The sequence below is a fragment of the Pseudomonas gingeri genome, assembly GCF_013385635.1.
Taxonomy (GTDB): domain Bacteria; phylum Pseudomonadota; class Gammaproteobacteria; order Pseudomonadales; family Pseudomonadaceae; genus Aquipseudomonas; species Aquipseudomonas gingeri_A.
This window is the reverse complement of record NZ_JACAPR010000013.1, coordinates 321,093-340,150: the sequence shown is the minus strand read 5'-3', so window position 1 is coordinate 340,150 and position 19,058 is coordinate 321,093. Positions and strand designations below refer to the sequence as shown.

Here is a 19,058-nt window from a genome sequence, read left to right as displayed (position 1 = left end):
GTACGCAAAAACACGAGGAGAGGGCGGCATGCTGGTGAACCTGACGGATGTGGATCTGCGCATGCTGCGGATTTTCTGCGCGATCGTCGATGCCGGTGGTTTTACGGCGGCGCAGGTCCCGTTGAACACCAGTCTGTCGCGTCTCAGCGTGCTTGTTCGCGACCTTGAGGTCAGGCTTGGCTACTCGTTGTGCAAACGCGGGAAAAGCGGTTTCCAGTTGACCGAAGAAGGTGAAGAAACCTACGCGGCAGCGCAGGAACTGTTCGCCAATATCGGCCATTTCCGCCAGCGCACGGCAGTGCTCAGCGGGCGCCATCGGGAGTTGTTGCGCATCGGCACGGTCGACAGCCTGATCACCCTCGAACACAGTCCGGTACCGGCGGCCATTGCCCAGTTGCGTGCGGGGCATCCCGGCGTTCATATCGATTTGCAGGTCATGCGGCCCGACGAGCTTGAACAGGCGGTCCTCGAAGAGCGCATCCAGGTGGCTGTCGGTGCCTTTCACCACCGATTGTCGGGGCTTCACTACCAGGCGTTGTTTGAAGAGGAACAGCACCTGTATTGCGGCCGCGGCCATCCGTTTTTCCAGCGGCCCGATCAGGATCTGACGTACGAAGAGCTGAGCGCGGCGGATTATGTCGACCGAGGCTATGTCGCCGAGAACAAACGACCGTGCGAGCTCCGGTTCGCCAGCGCGGTCAGCGCTTTTTCGATGGAGGCCATCGCACTGCTGATTTTTTCCGATACCTACATCGGTTACTTGCCCACGCACTACGCAGCGAGCTGGGTCGAGCGAGGCCGGCTGCGATCGATCATGCCGCAGCGCCTGGCTTATCGCTCGGCCTTTCACTGCATCACCCGCCAAGGGGTTGAGCAGAAGAGCACGGTAAGCCGCTTTCTCGACAGGCTCACCGCCCATGCCAGGCTGCATCTGCCTTAGACTCCAGGCGCAGGGCAGGGTGGAAGTCGCGCAGCATCGTGAAAAAATCGGACTGATAACACTGGCTTAATGCAGGTTTGGCGATATGGCCTTCACTCAACACTCTTGATGGGGTGTGGGTGATGTCTGCCCATGACGTTGAACAGCCTTTTGCGAGATTGCCCGGCACTCCATGAAGCGTTATCTGCGGTTTTGTCTCCTGCTCGTGATCAGCCTGGCGCTTCCCCTCAGCGGGATGGCGGGCGTTCGCGTATCGGCAGAACCGTGCCCGATGGAGATGACGGGCAAGACGACGATGGATGGCATGGGCCCGGACTGCTGTCAGGAGGCGAAGAACGGCGCCACCGAGCACGGCAAGTTGTGCAAGCCCGGCCAGGAGTGCAAGAGCGCAAGCATGCTGCAAGTCTCGGTGATCAAGCCGCCGATCAGCTTATCCCTCCCTGCCGTCATTTCCTTCTCCAGCGATTTGCTGCCCCTGCAGACCCCGTCCGGGGTGTGGCGCCCGCCACGGGTTTGATTCCTGTCCCTCATTGAGCCTCATGTCGCGTCTGCGCAAGAGGACTGTTGCGCCTGTCTTTTGGCTCGCGCAATGGAAGAACACAGGAACAACAAATTGCCGAACCTACCTGTTTTGAAGGAAAAACCGATGAAACGTACTCTGATTACCGTTGTAACCGCCATGGCTGTGCTCTCTTTGAATGCCTATGCGGAAGAGATGAATATGGGCGGAGAGTCGATGCAAACCATGACCAGGAACCGGGCGCCCAATCAGGTGGCCGTGGCCAAGGCAGAAGGTGTGATCAAGGCGATAGATGCCGAAAAGCATACGGTGACCATTGCCCACGGCGCCATCGCGTCCATCCAATGGCCGGCCATGACCATGGCGTTTTCTGCGACACCGGCGCAACTGGTGGGACTTCGCAAAGACGACCCTGTCACCTTCAGCTTCGGTCTCTCGGGCACTGTGGCAAAGATCGAGTCCATTGAAAAAATGAAGTAACGCGGGGAGGGGCTACCGGCTCGATGAGTCGGGTCGGTAGCCCATGCTAAATCAAACCGCTATCGCCTTGCTCACGGGGCCGAATGCGCTTCAGACCTGAAACCTGGCACGGCTTGTCAGTGCAATGTCCTCAAATACCGACTAGTGTTCGCAAGTTCCCGGAGCACAGGATTCTGTCGGCTGGTGGCGTTAACGGACGGAGCCTTTCCTTACCTGGGAGCACACCCTTATTTGCGCAATTGGAGAGCGACAGACATGGCAAGGTCGTACAGCTTGAGCCTGAAAAATAACTCCAGCAGGGCATGGACCTTTTATGTTTACCAGGTGCAGCCCAACGCAGGGATCGATAATGTTTTTCCCCTGGCCTGGCTCGCCAGCCCCTACAGCATAGCGCCAGGTGCGCAGATCACTTTCAACTGGAACACGGACTACGGTTTCATATGGGATGAGGTCGGGGTGGTCATGCCGGGGGTGACGTTCTCGGCCTCCGAATGCGTTCCGGGCGGGCTGCTGGAAAACAACACCATCAAGTTCAGTTGCAGCAACAATACGCCCAGATTTGAGGCGGCACTCACGGGCAACCCTGCCGGCTCACTGGTCATCAGTACCGACCAGACGGTGCCCAACGAGGTATTTTCCGTCGGTATCAGCATGAGCGGCGCCGGGACCTTCGTCACGCAAGCCGGCCCGAATCTGACCTCTGTCTTCACGCCGCCGTCGACACCGCGCTACTGGGTTGCCGCCGGGACAGGTGTGCACGCCGGAACTGTCCTGGATGCCACAGACGTCAATCAGAGTTTCGAAGTGATCTTCCCGGTCAACGTCTATGAAGTGGCGTTGAGCCTGGGGATGGACAACGTCTGGCGGCAAGGTTGAACGGTGCGCCGAGGGTCACTTGCAAGAGCGCGGATCCCGCGGGTATCGGATTGGCGCCGGCCTCAAGCATCATCATGCCGCGAGTGATGTGAACCGTAAAAGCACCAACGGGAAGCGAGGCTTCCCGTTGGTGCTCATGGCGCGTCCGCCGCGATCCCTCGCTCGACTTGAATATGTGTTTTTAGAATATCAATAGATTTCAATATTCTTTTCCGGACTTACAAAACGCCGCTACGCTCGCTGCCATTCCCCAACATCGCAGCATCCTCCACAGGTCGATCCCTCATGACAGCGTTTCGCTTTGCACCGACAGTACGCAAGCCTGGTCATGGACGTTCCTTGCGCATGGCTTTGGCGCTCACCACTCTTCTGACTCCTTTCCTGACGCAGGCGGCGACGCTGGACGAGGTCAAACAACGCGGCTACCTGTCGGTGGCCACGGAAGATGAATTCCGTCCCTTCGAGTTTGTGGACAACGGCAAGCCCACCGGCTTCGATAACGAACTGGTGCAAAAGCTCAAGGCTGCGGGACCCTTGGACGTACACCAGCAAATCATGCCGTTCACCGGGCTGCTGGCGGGTGTGGTCAGTGGCAAGTATGACGCCGCCATCACCGGTTTGCTGATCACCCGTGAACGCCAGCAGTCGCTGGATTTCACCACGCCGATTGCCGAAGCCACGGTGTTTTACCTCAAGCGCCAGGGCGATGACCGGATCAAGAGCGTCGCCGATCTCAATGGCCTGACCTTGGGCATCCAGGCGGGCAGTGCAATGTATCAGCGCTTGCCGGAGCTGGAGAAATTGCTGGCGGCCAGCGGCGGTAAACTGGGCAAGATCGTGCAGTACACCTCGTACCCAGAGGCGTACCAGGACCTCGCGTTGGGCCGTACCGATTACGTGGTCAACAATATCGTCGGCCTGAATGCCTTGCTCAAGGAGAAACCCGGTGTGTTCGAACTGGGTCAGGCGGTGTCGAGCAAGACCTACGTGGCCTGGGGCGTGGCCAAGGGTAACCAGAGCGTGCTTGATTACCTCAACAACTTCCTGGCCCAGGAACGCAAGAACGGCGATATCGCGCAACTCCAGCAGAAGTGGTTCGGCACGGTATTCCCTGAGCCGCCAGCGCATTTCGTCTCCGAATACTGATTGAGTCCACATGAACTTCGCTCAATGGGGCCTGGAACCAGGCCCCCTGTTGATGGGGGCGTTGGTGACCCTGGGCCTGACGGCGGTATCGATCGTCCTGGGCCAGGGGGTCGGCCTGGGGCTGGCGCTGTTGCGGCGCCAGCAATGGCCATTGCTGGGCCCGCTGCTGGCGGCGTATATCAGCGTGCTGCGCGCCACCCCGTTATTGACCCTGGCGCTGGCCGTGTTCTTCATCACCCCGGCGCTGGGGTATGACATCTCGGCACCGGCGGCGGCAGTCCTGGCCATGACCCTCAACACTTCGGCGTTCAACTGCGAAATCTGGCGCGGCGGTTTTGCGCAATTTCCCCGCGATCAACTCGATGCCGCCAAGGCCGGCGGCATGGGCGCGGTATTGCGTCTTCGGCGTATCGTGCTGCCGCAGGTCGGGCGTCAGGTGCTGCCGTTGCTGGTGAATGAGATGACGATCCTGATCAAGAACAGCCCCGCGGTGGCGGTGATCGGTATTGTCGAACTGACCCGCACCGCCGTACGCATCGGTGCCAATACCTACCGGCCGTTGCCCCCGTTGATTGCGGCGCTGCTGCTGTACATGGTGATCATCTGGCTGGTGGTGGCGGCGCAGCGTTATCTTGAACGTCACTACAAGGCGCGCTTCGCATGATCGCCCATGAGTTTACGGTGGTCTGGGAGCACCTCGGCGACCTGCTCGAAGGGGCCGGGCTGACGGTGGTGTTGTCATTGGTGGCAGGGGCTTCGTCGCTGCTGGTCGGCTGTGGCCTGACCTTGCTGCTGATGAGTCGCCAGCGTTGGCTGGCGTCGGTGTTGCGCGGCTTTATCGAGCTGATGCGCTGCACGCCGTTCCTGTTGCTGGCGTACCTGGTTTACTACGGCCTGCCATCCTTCGGGCTACGCCTGAGCAATATCCAGTCCGGGTTGCTGGCGTTGTTGCTGTACCACAGCGCTTATATCGCCGAGATCCTGCGGGCCGGCTGGTTGGCGCGTCCCCGCGAAGAAATCGAGGCCGGGTTGGCGTTCGGGTTTCGCGGTGTGCTGCTGGCACGGCGGCTGATCCTGCCGAACCTGTGGACCAGCAGTGCGCCGGCCTTGGGCAACCAGATGATCCAGGTGGTCAAGGACACCTCATTCCTGACCATCATCGCCGTGCCCGAGTTGACCTCGGCGGCCAACAGTCTGCAATCGAACTACTACATTCCCTTCGCGGCGTTGTTCTCCGCGGTGTTTTTCTACTGGCTGATTTGCGTCGCCATCGAGCTGGGTGTGTCGGTGTTGCGGCGCAAGGCGGAGCGCTATCAATGACTTCCTCGAATAACCCCACTGCCGTTGCCTTGCAGGTGGCGGGGTTGAACAAAAGCTTCGCCGGGCGCCCGGTGTTGCAGGGCATCGACCTGCAAGTGGCGGTGGGCGAAACCCTGTGTTTGCTCGGTCCCTCCGGTGCCGGAAAATCAACCCTGCTGCGCTGTCTGAACTGGCTGGAAGTGCCCGATAACGGCAGTATCCATGTCGCCGGCCAGCGCATTGGCTTCAATGAAGACGGCAGCAAAATGTCGGAGCGCAACATCGCCAGTATCCGCACCCGAACCGGCATGGTGTTTCAGAATTTTGCCCTGTGGCCGCACTTGACGGTGCTGCAGAACATCATGGAGGCGCCGCTGCACGTGCAACGCCGAGCCAGGCTGGAGGTACAGGCCGAAGCCTTGGAGTTGCTGGCCAAAGTCGGCTTGAGCGACAAGGCGGATGTCTACCCGGCCACCCTGTCTGGGGGGCAGAAACAGCGGGTAGGGATTGCCCGTGCATTGGCCAGTCGCCCGCAATTGCTGTTGTTCGATGAACCCACCAGTGCCCTCGACCCTGAGCGGGTCAGCGAGGTGCTGTCGATCATGCAGTCCCTGGCCCAGGCGGGCATGACCATGATCGTGGTCACCCATGAAATGGAATTCGCCCGGCGCAGCGCCGATCGTATCGTGTTCATGGACCATGGACGGATTGTCGAGACCGCTACCCCTACAGCGTTTTTCAGTGCGCCGCAAACCCGTCGGGCGCAGGAGTTTCTGTCCCATCAGCATCGCCCGGAGGCGCTCGCCCAACATGTCTGAAGCTCACGCCAATGCATTGGCCGTGCAACGTATTCTCGCCACCGAGCCGGTGCTGGTCGGGTCTGAACCGGCATCCTCGGCCCTGGGTCTCGAAACCGGCCACCTGGGGCATGCCGGCCCGCCGTTTGCTCATGCCGGGGAGATTCCGGCGGTGGTGCTCAACGCCCTGGCCGGTGCGACCGTGCACGAGGGCTGGGCGGGTGACGTCGATAGCGCCAGGCGGCTGATTCTCGACGGCGAAATCACCTTGCATGCCAATCACGATCTCGGCACCGTTTCGCCCATGGCAGGCGTGGTGCGCCCCGGCCAGTTGCTGATGTGCATCGAGAACCGCGCGGGCAACGAAGTGGTGCATGCCACCCTCGCCGAATCCGGACGTCGGGCGTTGCGCTTTGGTTGCTACGATGGCTTGATCGCTGAGCAACTCGATTACCTGGATCGGGTCATCGGTCCGAGTATCATCAAGGCGCTGCCCGCCGCAGGGTTATCGCTGTTGCCCCTGATTGCCCAGGGCATCGTATTGGGGGATGACACCCATCAACGCAATGTCGGCGCGATGTACGCCTTCGCGGCTCAGTTGCCGGGCCTCGAAGCCGAAAGCCGACAATGGCTGCTGGGCAACCCGCAGCACTTTCTGAACTATGCCATGGCTGCGGCCAAGCTGGCCCTGGACCGGGCCAGCGGCATCGCAGGTTCGTCGATCATCACGGCGATCGCGCGAAATGGCGTGCACTGTGGCGTGCGCATCGCCGGGGCAGGGCAGCGCTGGTTCACCCATGCAGCCAGCGAGCCGCAGGGGTATTTTTTTCCACCGCACCGGCCCCGCGACGGCCAGCCCGACCTGGGCGACAGCGCCATCGTCGAAGCCTACGGACTGGGCGGTACCATCGCCCATGCCGCCCCCGAACTGGCTCGCTTGATGGGCCAGGACTGGGTACAGGCCCGGGACTGCGGGCGACGCATGCGCCAGCTGTTTGTCGGCCAGCACCCACTGCTAGCCCCGGCGCTCGCCGGTCCTGAGGGCGTGGGCGCAGGGCTGGATGCTCGCGCGGTGGTCGCGGCGGGGGAACCGGTCCGGATTCATACCGGCATCGCCCACCGCGACGGTATGACGGGCTGGATTGGCATCGGCGTGGCCCTGGCGCCGGTGGAATGCTTTCAGGCTGCGCTAGAGGCGCTCTGACTTTTCTGCTTGAGGACTCTACGAATGACCCAAGACACGCTGCATCACTTTGTGCCCAATGCCAGCCCACCGCCGCCTTCGGCGATGTATTCCCACGCAGTGCAGGCCGATGGCTGGCTGTACGTCACCGGGCAATTGCCCACCGACCCTGACGACCCCACCGCCGAGCTGCGTGACGGTATCGAAGCGCAGGCGCAGCTGTGTTTCGAGAACCTGCGGCGCATCGTCGACCATGCCGGTTACAGTCTGGATGACACCCTGTTTGTGCGCATCTACCTGAGCGACTACGACAACGACTTCGCGGCGTTCAACCGGGTGTACGTGGAGCATTTCAATAATCCGCAAAAACTACCGTCGCGTACCACCGTGGGGGTCACCCGGCTGGGGCGCAAGGCGCTGGTAGAAATTGACCTGGTGTGTTTCAACCCTAAGCACAAATAGAAAGACCGAAATCCGCCCTGGAACCGAAATGAAAATTGGCGTGATTTCCGATACCCAGCGGACGGGTATCCTCAGGCTAAACAGCCTGAGGCATCCGAGAAAAGTACGGGAAGTCGGAACAGATGGGGGTTTCTGTTCCGGACATCCAGTATGGATGAATGGCTCTATGAAATGCGTCGAAAGTGGATCTTTTTGCCGATCCATTCAGCTCATATAGTCGCTCTGTGTCCTGAACAGTGAGTAGTGGTTATTAGTGCTACTTATTCAAGAGGACGAGAGTTTCTACTGTATGGAAAGCTGATATATGAATTACAAAAAATGCTCTATCGGCGTTGGCGCGTCCGCGCTTGTAGTGTTGTCAATCCTGCGGTTATCCGGTGGTCAACCACCTGCCAGGGAAGACTTCATAAAGTACCCGTCCCTGCGGCAAAAGTGGTTGACGCTATGCGACCCGCGCAGCAACCTCGCGGAAGTTAATAGTGAAGGTTGCAAGCATTTGCATGAATGGCAGGCCGCCAACGAACTCCCTGTTCTGGATAACTTGATGAGTCAGAATCTGGGTAAGTAACCAGTAGCTAGTTTGGGCCTCCTGGCGCGGGTCAACTGGTAGGCAATGGCCAACCAGATAAACCACCCTGGCATGACCATCAAGGCAATACGGGTGTCAGGCCTTAACGCCAGCAGACATAGAACAAAGCCCAGGAACGCCAGGGAGAACCAGGCCATCGGCACGCCGCCAGGCATCTTGTAGGCGGATTGTGCATGCAGGTCGGGCCGTTTTTTGCGATAGGCAATGTACGAAGCCAGGATGGTCGACCAAGTGAAAATCACCAGGATCGCCGACACCGTAGAGACGATGGTGAAGGCGGTCATGACTTCTGGAACGATGAACAGCAACAGCACGCCCACCAGCATCAGCAGTGTGGTGAACGCCAGGCTCGGCAACGGCACACTGTTTCCCGACAATCGCCGAAAAGCTCCTGGAGCATTGTCATGGCTGGCCAATCCAAACAGCATGCGACTGGATGAAAATACGCCACTGTTGGCCGATGAGGCGGCAGACGTCAGCACCACAAAGTTGACGATGCCGGCCGCCGCGGGAAACCCTGCCACCAGAAACAGTTCGACGAAGGGGCTCTTGCTGGGCGAAACCTGCTGCCAGGATGTCACCGCAATGATGCAGGCCAGTGCCAGCACATAAAACAGGATGATCCGCAGCGGAATCGAGTTGATGGCTTTGGGCAGGGTCTTCTCGGGAGAGCGGGTTTCGGCGGCAGCGGTACCGATCAACTCGGTGCCGGCAAAGGAGAAGATGGCCATCTGGAAACCGGCAAAAAAACCGAACAGACCGTTGGGGAAGGCGGCCTGTTTATCCAGCAGATGGCTCAGGGAGGCAGTGACGCCGCTGGGTGAGACGAAGGCGCTGGCAATCAGCACCAGGCTCACGCCAATCAAGGTCACGACTGCAATGATCTTGATGATCGCGAACCAGAACTCCACTTCACCGAAAAGCCTGACGGTGAGTACGTTCAGGGCGAACAGCGTCAGTAGCATCGCGACGGCCGGGATCCAGGCGGGTACGTCGGGGAACCAGTACTGGAAGAACCCGCCGACCACCACCGCATCGCCCACCACGGCGACGCTCCAGCTCAGCCAGTACGACCAGCCGAGGAAGAAAGCCGCTCTCGGGCCGAGGTAGGCACCGGCAAAATCCGCGAAGCTTTTGAAGTTCAGGTTGGAGAGCAGCAACTCGCCCATGGCACGCATGACGAAGTAGACGAACAGACCGATGATCATGTAGATGAGGATGATCGAGGTGCCGGAGAGGGCAATGATCTTTCCGGAGCCCATGAACAGACCGGTACCGATGGCACCTCCCATGGCCATCAACTGAATGTGACGATTGCTGAGCGTGCGCTGCAGCGCGGGCTGTTCAGCCAGCCCGGACGGAGTCGATTTCATTGCAAAACCTCTTGGTTTTATGTTTTTGAGTTTTGGCAGAAAGTGGATGTCTGGCGTTCTTGTCTGGGATGCAACGGCTACTGACGCTGGCGATCAGCCGACGGTGCGCAGGCGCGAGGTCGCTACTGGCTGATCAAGCAGTTGGTAGAGGTTTTTGATGTTGGCGGGCGTCGGCACCAGATGGATGCGCTCACCGATGGCATGTTCCCGCGCCAGGTCGTGCATGTAGCGCAGTGATGAAAAGTCTTCCAGGGCAAAACCCACCGAATCGAAAACGGTGACCTGTGCGTCATTCTCGCGGCCGGGGACTTCGCCCTGAACAATTCGGAAGAACTCGACGACGGGAAAGTCGGCCGCCAATTGTTGAATATCGCCTTCAATCCGGGTTTGCGCTTCAAACTCAACGATGACCCGGGCATTGCGCAGGATGTCGGCATGCAGTTCGGTTTTCCCCGGGCAGTCACCGCCGACGGCGTTGATATGCATGCCGGGCTCTATCATCTCGGGCATCAGAATCGTTGCATGGGCCTTGTCTGCCGTGACCGTGGTGACGATGTGCGCGCCCTTGACCGCTTCCTGGACCGAGTTGGCCAGAATCACCTTGATAGCCGGGAAGGCTGACAGGTTATGCTTCAACTTGAGTGAAGCGTCGCGATCGATATCGAAAAGGCGGATTTCCTGGATGGACAGCATTTCGTGGAAGGCCAGGGCCTGAAATTCGCTCTGGGCACCATTGCCGATGATTGCCATGACGCTTGCATCCGGGCGCGCCAGGGACTGCGCGACGAGGGCGGAGGTCGCGGCAGTGCGCACGGCGGTGGTGAGCGTCAGTTCGCTGAGCAAGGTTGGATAGCCACTGTGGACATCGGCCAGCACACCGAAAGCCATGACCGTCAGCAAATGGCTTTGACCGTTGTCCGGGTGGCCGTTCACGTATTTGAACGAGTACTGTTGGCCATCGTCGGTCGGCATCAACTCGATCACGCCGTTGACCGAATGATTGGCGGTGCGAGGCGACTTATCAAACTGTGCCCAGCGTGCATAGTCCGCTTCGATGTAAGCGGCCATCTCGCGGATTGCCCGGCGGATGCCTACGGTGGCGAACAGGCGTGCGGCATGATCGACGTCTATGAAAAGCGTCATGTTTTTATTCTCCGGTTCAATAGTTGAAACGCTGCGACTCAGAGGAGGATTCAGGCGCGTTTGCTCTCGTAACCTTGCAGCACGTTGACCGCATTGATCCCGATTTCATCGACCATGTAGCCACCTTCCATCACGAACAGCGTGGGGCAGCCCACACCCGCGATCAGCTCGCCGATGCCGATGAAGTCTTTGCTTTCCAGCAGGAAGTGGCTGATGGGATCGTCCTTGAACGTGTCGACACCCAATGAAATGACCAGCACTTCAGGGGCAAATTGCTGGAGCTTTCCGCAGGCGTGGAGCAGGGCGTTACGGTAGCTTTCCCAGGTGGTGTTCTTCGGCATCGGATAGTTCAGGTTGTACCCTTCGCCGTGGCCTGCGCCGACTTCGTGGTTGTGGCCCGAGTAGTATGGATAGGACACCGACGGCTCGCCGTGCAGCGAGACAAACATGACGTCGCTGCGCCCGTAGAAAATGTTCTGCGTACCGTTGCCGTGATGAAAGTCGACGTCCAGCACCGCGACACGCCGGGCGCCCTGGGTAATGGCCTGCTGCGCGGCAATGGCGGCGTTGTTCAGATAGCAGTAGCCGCCCATGTACTCACGCGCGGCGTGATGGCCGGGCGGGCGGCACAGGGCGAAGGCACTGTCGTGGCCTTCATCGATCAGCGTCAGGCCGGTGAGGGCGATATCGGCACTGGTCTTTACCGCTTGCCAGGTGGTGGCGGTAATCGGCGAGCCGGCGTCCATGGCATAGAAACCGAGCTTGCCATCGATGAACGTCGGCACTTGCTCGTTGGCCAGATCACGCACTGGCCACACCAGTGGCAGGGCATCATGAGTACGCCCGCTCGTACACCATTCTGCCCAGGCGCTTTCCAGGAAGCTGACGTAGCGTTCGCTGTGGGCGTTGACGTAACACGAGCGGTCAAACGCACGCGGTTCGATGATCTGGCCGAGGCCTGCCTGCTTGACTCGACTATGGACCGTATCGGCTCGACTGGGCTGTTCGAACGACGGCTTGAGCACGCCATCTTTCAATTCGGTGCCGTGGTGCAGGCGGTGGGAATCACTGAAAACTGTAAACATTCTGCGCATCCGTTAATGTAAGCCGGTTCGAATATTTTGTTCTGGACGGACTGCGATTTCTTTGCTTTGTGTTCGTGATTTTCCAGATTTTTCAGGAATTTTTACCCAGGAGTGGTGGTATGCAGAAAAAATTATCCAAGCGCATCAGTCTCGACGAGACCGACCTGGCGATACTCACGTTGCTGCAGGACGATGCGAGCATCTCCAATGCCGAGCTCAGCGAGCGCTTGTCGTTGAGCCTGACGCCCTGCTGGCGGCGGCGTAAGCGAATGGAAGAGGCGGGCGTCATCAAGGGCTACCAGGCCAACCTTGATCGACGCCTGTTGGGGTTGGATATCATGGCCTTCGTGCACATCCGCTTTTCCACCCATGCCGATCATGCGCCGGACGCCTTCGAGGCGGTGATTGCGCAATTGCCCGAAGTGTTGTCCTGTCACAAGATCACCGGGGATGCCGATTACGTGCTGCAAGTATTGGCAGAGGATCTTGATAGCTACAGTGACTTTATCGAGCAGGTGCTCCGGCGGCAGATGGGCATTGCATCCATCCAGTCCAGCCTGGCCTTACGCGAGGTCAAGGCCAGTAGCCGTATTGCGATACCCAAATCGAGCAAGGAGTAAGGGCATTGGCTGAGACTGGAGAAAATCCGGTGATAGCCGATACACTCTCGTCCAGATCGACCGAGCCACTGATCCATGAACCTGACTGACGCTGTCCTCATCCTGCTACTGGCCGCGCGTATCCATGGTACGGATGATGCGGTGCGGGCATCGGCCAAGAGCTGTGTGAAGAAGCTGCCGCGAGGCAAGCGCGACCTGATCTACAACGTGATCAACAGCCGCAGCCCCATGGAACTGGTTGCCTTCCTGGCGGAAAATCTCCAGGACTGAAACCGCTCGCTTGATTGCCGCCAGCCAGGTCGGCGCTCCAATGGCCGTACAGTTCGACACCTCTTGAGACCTGATTCGCATGACCCTGGATCTTCGACTGCTCGTGGCCTTTATCGCCGTCGCCGAAACCGAAAATGTCGGGCAGGCCGCCAGTCGCCTGCATATTTCGCAGTCGCCCCTGAGTCGCCAGATCATCCAGCTTGAAGCACAACTGGGGTTGCGATTGTTCGAGCGCACACGCCAGCGCATGCAATTGACTGGCGAGGGCCGCCTTTTCCTGAGCGAGGCCCGTGGCCTGGTCGCGCATGCCGCTGAAGTCGCCCAGGCCGCGCGCAGCATTGCGCGGGGTGAAACCGGCCACATTGCCGTGGGGTATGTAGAGGGGGCCTTGCACTCCAATGTACTGCCGCGTGCGCTGGCGGATCTGCAAGCGGCTCATCAGTCGGCCACGTTCGACATTCGTCCGATGAGCTCTGCGCAACAAGTCGAAGCGCTGCTCAACAAGGCGATCGATTTCGGCCTGGTTTATGCCGCGCCCGATCGCGCAGACATCGACTGCGCGGAGGTGTCCAACGAGGCGCTGTTGCTGGTGCTCGGCAAGCACCATCCCTTGGCTACGCGGGCAGAGATTGCTCCCCGGGACTTGAATGGCCAGCGCTGGGTTTCGCTGGCGCAATCACGCAATCCGGCCGCCAGGCGGCGCTTTCTGGAGAACTGCGCGGCGTGTGGTTTCTCGCCTGACATCAGGACGGAGGCCAATGACCTGTTGGCCGTCTTGCGGCTGGTGGCTGCCGGCCTGGGGATCACGGTCGTTCAAGCCAGCCTGCGCGATCTGCTGGCCGACAGCGTTGTATGCCGCGAGATTCCCTGGTATCCGGTGAGAATCAGTGTCTACGCCATTTGGAGGAAGGGGGACGCCAAGCCACTTGTGGGTTTCTTGAGCAAGCTTCTGGCGTCCTGCGACAGTCCGGTTCAGCGATAGCCGGTCACGGCATGAGGAACGTACAACGCTTCAAGTTGCTCAACTTCATGCTGGGTCAGCTGGATGTCCAGCGCGGCGACGGCGTCGTCCAGCTGGGCCGACCTGGATGCTCCGACGATGGGGGACGAGACCCCGCGATGGCCTAGCACCCAGGCCAGTGCAACTTGTGCCATCGGCACGCCTCGTTCCCTGGCTATCTGCTCGACAGCGCCAATGACCTGACTGTCAACGAGGTCGGTCGCATCCAGCACGGACTTGCCGAACTCGTCAGATTGGCTGCGCGCGGTCTGTTGGCCGTGAGGCCTGGTCAGTCGACCTCTTGCCAGGGGGCTCCATGGCATCAGGGCGACACCTTGGTCCATGCACAGCGGAATCATCTCGCGTTCCTCTTCCCGGTAGATCAGGTTGAGGTAGTTTTGCATCGATACGAAGGGCGTCCAGCGGTTGGCCCGGGCCACTTCCTGAGCCTTTGCGAACTGCCAGGCGAACATCGACGAAGCGCCGATGTAGCGAGCCTTGCCGGCTTTTACCACATCGTGCAAGGCCTCCATGGTCACTTCGATGGGCGTGTGGTAGTCCCAGCGATGAACCTGATACAGGTCGACGTAATCCAGACCCAGGCGCATGAGGCTGGCATCGATACTCGCCAGGATAGCCTTGCGGGAAAGGCCTTTCTCGTTCGGCCTGGCCGTGCCTTGCCCCATGCCGGCGGGGAAGAAGACCTTGGTCGCAACGACGGTTTCATCGCGGCGAGTGAACTCCTTCAGCAGCTTCCCGACGATGATTTCCGATGTGCCGGCGGAGTAGCTGTTTGCCGTGTCGAAAAAATTGATGCCCTGGTCGACCGCGTGCTTGAAGATCGGTCGACTCGCCGCTTCTCCCAATGTCCAGGCGTGAGTGCCGGCAGTGGCCTCACCGAATGTCATGCACCCGAGGCAGAGGCGAGAGACATCCAGCCCGGTATTGCCCAACTTGACGAATTGCATAAATTGACTCCCGAGTGTCCCGTTACTCAGTCCGTGGGCCAAATCCACCGTAAGGTTTCAGCGGTACAACCGAGGTCACTTCCAGCATGCCGTTGTTGACCAGCGGCAACGTTGCCAGCTTTTCGCGAACAGCATCTTCGCTTTCGGCTTCCACCAGCAGGCATGCGCCACCCATATCGCCACGATGCCAGATGGTGCGGATAAACCCTTCCAGATAAAGCGCTCTGGCGCGTTGCGCTTCGGCTTCAATAAACGGTGCAAAATCGGCGTCTGAAAACCGCTCCGAGACACGGCGTGATAGCGTGATGAATTGCATCCAGTTCCCCTTTAAGGCGCTCGTTGTTTAAACCTCCCATTGATCATTGCAAAAAAACCGGATGCCGGTCCAAGACGCATTCTGCACAGCGTGAGACCGGATCTGCATGACCTTGGAGGGCTGCATTCAAGGGGCGAAGGACGCAGTGAAGGTCGAAGCATGAAGCGGCTCACCGGCAAAATCGCCGCCGGCCATCGCAGGTATAAAAAAGCCCTCACATCGCGCTGTCGTGGGCAGGCGGTGAGGGCAAAAGGGGAAAGCGGGGCAGGGAGGGTTCAGGATTTGCGTTGCAGGGTGTGGTAGCCCAGTGCCGATCGGGCTTCCCTGAGGGATTTTCCTTCGGTGAGCAAGGCACGGATCCTGGCTTCCACGCCTTCGATGGCGCGGGCAGTCGTTGCCACTTGATGGGCGCGGTCCCGGGGCACGATGACCACGCCGTTGGCATCGGCGATCACGATGTCCCTGGCGCAGACGCGGGCCTGGCCGATGGAGACCGGCTGATTGATCGATTCCACTTCGACCCGATCCTTTCCGGTGCGCATGAACCGACCTTTGCTGAACAGCGGGTAGCCGTCGCCCAGCGCCTTGCTGACATCCCGGCAGACGCCGTCGATGACGGTCGCCGCAATCCCTTGGCTCCCGGCATATTGGGTCATGATGTCACCCCAGACGGTGCAGTCGGTGCGCCCGTCATTGTCGATGACCACCACATCGCCCTCGGCCACGTCATCGACAAAGTCGCCGACCGTTCCGGGTGGGCAACTGGCGGTGACATAACGCACGGTGAAGGCCGGGCCGACGACCACCTGGCGATAGTTGTCCAGGGGCATGATGCCCAGGCACTGACCCGGCAGGCCCAGTTTGTCCAGGGCATCGGACACGCCTGGCGTATCCAGGCCTTCAAACAGCGCAACCAATTCTTGGTCTTCGGGGGACATAGCTAACTCTCGCGGTGATGGAATCGTTGATGCACAAGCCGCTCAAGCGAACGGCTCGGTTTTATTCAGTGGGCGGTTCAATCAGCGGCGCTTGACCGCGCCCGTGGCTCGGAGATGGTCAGCAGGAGGATGAAACTGATCAATGAGCCGATCGCCAGCCAGGCAAACACATAGTTCCAGCCATAGTGATCCAGCAGCAGGCCGGTGATGAAAGGTGTGGCCGCGGCGCCCAGCTGACCGATCATGTTCACGATGGCGTTGGCGATGGGGAATGTCTTTTTGGTCGCCAACCCCATCGGATAAACCATGTAGGACGAGAAGCCCAGACTGAGGACGACACCGGTCAGCAGCAGCAACAATCCATAGGCCAGCGGTTCGGCAGGCGAACTGATCAGCAGGTACATCATCAGCGATGTCCCCAGTGCCGACAGCAACATCCCGGGCTTGCGCCGCCCGCCCAAGAATCGATCCGAGCAGAAACCGCCGATCAGGTTGCCAAGCACGGCACCCACCCAGGGCGCCGCCGATACCAGCCCCATGTTCATGATCGAGAAGTGTTTGACGGTCATCAGGTAGGTCGGAATCCAGGCCAGCAATACGCTCGATACGCCCAGTTGGAAGCAGTAGCTGGTGGCGCAACCCCAGATGTTCCAGGAGGTGAACACCTGTTTGTTGGTTTCCAGTGGCGTTTCCTGGCGAGCCCGTATGAACCGGTCAAGTTTTCCCAGCCAGGACGGGGCCTTTTTGGGGCAGGTTTGTTGAGTCGCCTGGGCGCTGTCGGTTGTTTCAGTGATGTAGCTGAGCTCGGCGGCGTTGACGAACCGGCTGCGGGCGGGATGATCGCTGACGACGAAGTACCAGACCACCGCCAGGACGATGCCGGGCACGGCAAAAAAGTAGAAGATTTCTCGCCAGCCCCAGACCGAAATGATCACGGCGCAAAGAGGTGGCACGATCACCGGACCGAACTTGACGGCGGACAGGAAGATCCCGGAAGCCGTGCCCTTTTCCTGTGGGGGAAACCAGTTGTTGATGGTCGTGGTCATGCTGATCGGCAGGGGACCTTCAGCGACGCCCAGGCCCAGGCGATACAACTTGAGGGCAAGCAGTGAACTGGCTGTGCCCACCAGGCCCGTCAGCATTGAGGTCAGTACCATGGCCCCCGGCAGGATCCGGCTGACACCGAAGCGACCGAAGGCAAAGCCGGAGGGAATCTGTACCAGGGCATAGGCCAGCAGAAACAGGCTCATCAAGCCGCCGGCCTCGGTGTTGCTCATCTCGAACTCTTTGCGAATAAACGGCAGCGCAACACCCAGGTTGGCCCTGTCGGCGGCGGCGATGGTGTAAATCAGAAAAATCAGGGTCGCGACCACCCAGCGGTAATTGCTGCGCACAGCAGGCTTTATGATTTCAGGCATGGACATGGGGGCAGACCTTATTTTTTTATGGGTGTTGTCCGCTCAAAGTAGTGATTGTGAATCTGCAAAAAAAGCGACAAATACTCTCGTCAATAAATCACTTTTATTGATGGGAATGGGGCGTGCAATGCGTGGGTCATGGAGTGTGCAGATGTGAATAACACGGGAGGAAAACCGGTTTACTGGCGCCCCGATCGCCAAAGTGAGCTTCACTGATAGAGGCAGCGCCCGGGGTTTCCAATGACAGTCAGACGCTGCCCACACGGGAGCAGACGACGATGAGCAACGAGCAGGCGGTACCCGCGACACGAGGCGTCACGGTGGAGTTACTGGCAACGATTGACCTGGGCCCTGAGATCGAGGGCATGGCCGGGCGTCAGCTACGGATGCGCAAGGTGACCATCGAGCCGGGAGGAGTCTTCGGGCCCGTCCATGATCACAAGGACCGGCCCGGCACCGTCTACATCCTGCAAGGCACGCTCACCGACCATCGCGATGGCATCGCCACGGACTACGGCCCCGGAGTGGGCTGGCCGGAGGACAGAAACACCACGCACTGGCTCGAAAACCGGAGCGCCGTCACCGCGGTGGAAATCTCGGTGGATATCGTCAGGTTGGGGTAGATCCCTTCACCGCCGCTCAAGCCTGGGCAGCGGCTTCCAGCATCTTGCGCAGCCAGCAGTGGGCGGCGTCCTTGTCGAACCGTGAGTGCCAGGTGGCATACAGGTTGTAGCGCCGCACCTGGACGGGCAGGGGGAAAGACTCCAGGGTCCCGGCATAACGCGCCAGGAACTGTGCCGGCAAGGTGCAGACCAGGTCGGTCGCCTGCAACATCACCGGCACCAGGCTGTAGTACTGCACGGAAACCCCCACGCGCCGGCTGAGCCCGTGTTCCGACAACGCGTCATCCACGAATCCGCGAAAACCCCCGCCATCGCCTGACACGATCACATGTTCGAGCTGCGTGTACTCCTCCAGCGACGGCGGTCGTGTGCCACGTGGATGGCCGATGCGCTGCGCCATCCTGAATTCCTCTTCCAGCAACGGCTGCTGGGAGGCTTTGGCCACGGCGTCCCTGGAGGTCAGGGCAACATCGATTTCGCCGTTTTCCAATTGTTCGGCCAGCCTGTGCTTGTCGAGGCCGCGAAACGCAAAGCGAATGTCCTGACAGCCCGCTGCACGGGTCAACTGGATCAGACGGGGGCCGATAATGGCCCCCGCATTGTCGTTGGCGGCAATCGAAAACGTCCGCTGTGCGGTCTGGGGATCGAACTCGGGCGTGTGGTTGATCACGTCTTCCAGCGCTTGCAACGCCAGGCGCAAAGGCTCCTGCAAGCGGGCGCCGTGAGGGGTGAGGATCATGCCTTTGCCCGAGAGCGCCGGGGTGAGCAGCGGGTCGCCGAACAGATCGCGCAGCCTCGACAGTTGTGCCGAGAGCGCCGGCTGGCTGATGGCCAGGCGGGCCGCCGCGCGGGTGACATTGCGTTCATCAAGCAGGGTACTGAGGGAGGCCAGCAATGCCAGGTTATGACCGGTGATATTCATCGTGCTTATGCCTCGTATCCTGAGAGTCGATTTCACCGACAAGGGGCGGCTATATAACATTTTCCCCATCGACCGGTAACGGCTTGGAGA

At 59.8% G+C, this 19,058-nt stretch carries 23 protein-coding genes; 15 read left to right on the top strand and 8 right to left on the bottom strand.

What is annotated here, in order from left to right; translation table 11 throughout:
- The first annotated feature begins 28 nt into the window (after positions 1–28).
- The 11 genes from HX851_RS42465 to HX851_RS42415 all read left to right on the top strand — a co-directional run bounded on the left by HX851_RS42465 (position 29) and on the right by HX851_RS42415 (position 8,271).
- Positions 29–940, top strand: a complete 912-nt coding sequence (locus HX851_RS42465; protein ID WP_177063994.1) for a LysR family transcriptional regulator — start codon at positions 29–31, stop codon at positions 938–940.
- Between the two features lie 172 nt (positions 941–1,112).
- A complete protein-coding gene (locus HX851_RS42460; protein ID WP_177063993.1) occupies positions 1,113–1,457 on the top strand; it encodes a hypothetical protein in 345 nt (114 codons plus the stop codon).
- A 129-nt stretch (positions 1,458–1,586) separates the two neighbouring features.
- Positions 1,587–1,940, top strand: a complete 354-nt coding sequence (locus HX851_RS42455; RefSeq protein WP_177063992.1) for a copper-binding protein — start codon at positions 1,587–1,589, stop codon at positions 1,938–1,940.
- A 273-nt stretch (positions 1,941–2,213) separates the two neighbouring features.
- The gene (locus tag HX851_RS42450; protein WP_177063991.1) at positions 2,214–2,816 is read left to right on the top strand and encodes a RhiA family protein; all 603 of its coding nucleotides are present in this window, start codon (positions 2,214–2,216) and stop codon (positions 2,814–2,816) included.
- A 345-nt stretch (positions 2,817–3,161) separates the two neighbouring features.
- Positions 3,162–3,962 carry a transporter substrate-binding domain-containing protein gene (locus HX851_RS42445; RefSeq protein ID WP_177063990.1) on the top strand — a complete coding sequence of 267 codons (801 nt, stop codon included), beginning with the start codon at positions 3,162–3,164 and terminating at the stop codon, positions 3,960–3,962.
- Positions 3,963–3,972: 10 nt separating this feature from the next.
- Positions 3,973–4,626, top strand: coding sequence for an amino acid ABC transporter permease (locus HX851_RS42440; protein WP_177063989.1), 654 nt, complete (start codon positions 3,973–3,975; stop codon positions 4,624–4,626).
- Entirely contained in the window at positions 4,623–5,282 is a 660-nt protein-coding gene (locus HX851_RS42435; protein WP_177063110.1) for an amino acid ABC transporter permease, read from the top strand. Before HX851_RS42440 ends, HX851_RS42435 begins: the two co-directional genes overlap by 4 nt.
- Positions 5,279–6,079: an amino acid ABC transporter ATP-binding protein gene (locus HX851_RS42430; RefSeq protein ID WP_177063988.1), complete on the top strand. Its 801-nt coding sequence runs from the start codon at positions 5,279–5,281 to the stop codon at positions 6,077–6,079. The genes HX851_RS42435 and HX851_RS42430 overlap by 4 nt, the downstream gene beginning before the upstream one ends.
- Positions 6,072–7,262 carry an oxamate carbamoyltransferase subunit AllG family protein gene (locus HX851_RS42425; protein WP_177063987.1) on the top strand — a complete coding sequence of 397 codons (1,191 nt, stop codon included), beginning with the start codon at positions 6,072–6,074 and terminating at the stop codon, positions 7,260–7,262. Before HX851_RS42430 ends, HX851_RS42425 begins: the two co-directional genes overlap by 8 nt.
- Positions 7,263–7,286: 24 nt before the next feature.
- Entirely contained in the window at positions 7,287–7,703 is a 417-nt protein-coding gene (locus tag HX851_RS42420) for a RidA family protein (protein WP_177063113.1), read from the top strand.
- Between the two features lie 304 nt (positions 7,704–8,007).
- On the top strand, positions 8,008–8,271 hold the full coding sequence (locus HX851_RS42415; protein WP_177063114.1) for a hypothetical protein: 264 nt from the start codon (positions 8,008–8,010) through the stop codon (positions 8,269–8,271).
- On the opposite strand, the gene HX851_RS42410 is transcribed toward HX851_RS42415, so the two are convergent.
- The 3 genes from HX851_RS42410 to HX851_RS42400 all read right to left on the bottom strand — a co-directional run bounded on the left by HX851_RS42410 (position 8,253) and on the right by HX851_RS42400 (position 11,893).
- Entirely contained in the window at positions 8,253–9,665 is a 1,413-nt protein-coding gene (locus tag HX851_RS42410; protein ID WP_177063986.1) for an amino acid permease, read from the bottom strand. The genes HX851_RS42415 and HX851_RS42410 overlap by 19 nt on opposite strands.
- A 93-nt stretch (positions 9,666–9,758) precedes the next feature.
- The gene (gene ocd / locus HX851_RS42405) at positions 9,759–10,808 is read right to left on the bottom strand and encodes an ornithine cyclodeaminase (protein ID WP_177063116.1); all 1,050 of its coding nucleotides are present in this window, start codon (positions 10,806–10,808) and stop codon (positions 9,759–9,761) included.
- A 50-nt stretch (positions 10,809–10,858) separates the two neighbouring features.
- Positions 10,859–11,893: a histone deacetylase family protein gene (locus HX851_RS42400; RefSeq protein ID WP_177063985.1), complete on the bottom strand. Its 1,035-nt coding sequence runs from the start codon at positions 11,891–11,893 to the stop codon at positions 10,859–10,861.
- Between the two features lie 119 nt (positions 11,894–12,012).
- Here HX851_RS42400 and HX851_RS42395 point away from each other — a divergent pair, with 119 nt between their 5' ends.
- The 3 genes from HX851_RS42395 (at position 12,013) to HX851_RS42385 (ending at position 13,765) form a co-directional block, all read left to right on the top strand.
- Positions 12,013–12,513 carry an Lrp/AsnC family transcriptional regulator gene (locus tag HX851_RS42395; protein ID WP_177063118.1) on the top strand — a complete coding sequence of 167 codons (501 nt, stop codon included), beginning with the start codon at positions 12,013–12,015 and terminating at the stop codon, positions 12,511–12,513.
- Between the two features lie 75 nt (positions 12,514–12,588).
- Positions 12,589–12,783 carry a DUF7740 domain-containing protein gene (locus tag HX851_RS42390; RefSeq protein WP_177063119.1) on the top strand — a complete coding sequence of 65 codons (195 nt, stop codon included), beginning with the start codon at positions 12,589–12,591 and terminating at the stop codon, positions 12,781–12,783.
- Between the two features lie 79 nt (positions 12,784–12,862).
- Positions 12,863–13,765: a LysR family transcriptional regulator gene (locus tag HX851_RS42385; RefSeq protein WP_177063120.1), complete on the top strand. Its 903-nt coding sequence runs from the start codon at positions 12,863–12,865 to the stop codon at positions 13,763–13,765.
- On the opposite strand, the gene HX851_RS42380 is transcribed toward HX851_RS42385, so the two are convergent.
- The 4 genes from HX851_RS42380 to HX851_RS42365 all read right to left on the bottom strand — a co-directional run bounded on the left by HX851_RS42380 (position 13,756) and on the right by HX851_RS42365 (position 17,429).
- Positions 13,756–14,751 carry an aldo/keto reductase gene (locus tag HX851_RS42380; protein ID WP_177063984.1) on the bottom strand — a complete coding sequence of 332 codons (996 nt, stop codon included), beginning with the start codon at positions 14,749–14,751 and terminating at the stop codon, positions 13,756–13,758. The genes HX851_RS42385 and HX851_RS42380 overlap by 10 nt on opposite strands.
- Positions 14,752–14,773: 22 nt before the next feature.
- A complete protein-coding gene (locus tag HX851_RS42375; protein WP_177063983.1) occupies positions 14,774–15,067 on the bottom strand; it encodes a muconolactone Delta-isomerase family protein in 294 nt (97 codons plus the stop codon).
- 275 nt (positions 15,068–15,342) lie between these two features.
- Positions 15,343–16,005 carry an RraA family protein gene (locus HX851_RS42370; RefSeq protein WP_177063123.1) on the bottom strand — a complete coding sequence of 221 codons (663 nt, stop codon included), beginning with the start codon at positions 16,003–16,005 and terminating at the stop codon, positions 15,343–15,345.
- 77 nt (positions 16,006–16,082) lie between these two features.
- Positions 16,083–17,429, bottom strand: a complete 1,347-nt coding sequence (locus HX851_RS42365) for an MFS transporter (RefSeq protein ID WP_256262579.1) — start codon at positions 17,427–17,429, stop codon at positions 16,083–16,085.
- A gap of 272 nt (positions 17,430–17,701) precedes the next feature.
- On the opposite strand from HX851_RS42365, the gene HX851_RS42360 reads away from it, so the two are divergent.
- The gene (locus HX851_RS42360) at positions 17,702–18,046 is read left to right on the top strand and encodes a cupin domain-containing protein (RefSeq protein ID WP_177063982.1); all 345 of its coding nucleotides are present in this window, start codon (positions 17,702–17,704) and stop codon (positions 18,044–18,046) included.
- Positions 18,047–18,062: 16 nt separating this feature from the next.
- On the opposite strand, the gene HX851_RS42355 is transcribed toward HX851_RS42360, so the two are convergent.
- On the bottom strand, positions 18,063–18,968 hold the full coding sequence (locus tag HX851_RS42355) for a LysR family transcriptional regulator (RefSeq protein WP_177063981.1): 906 nt from the start codon (positions 18,966–18,968) through the stop codon (positions 18,063–18,065).
- Between the last annotated feature and the right edge of the window lie 90 nt (positions 18,969–19,058).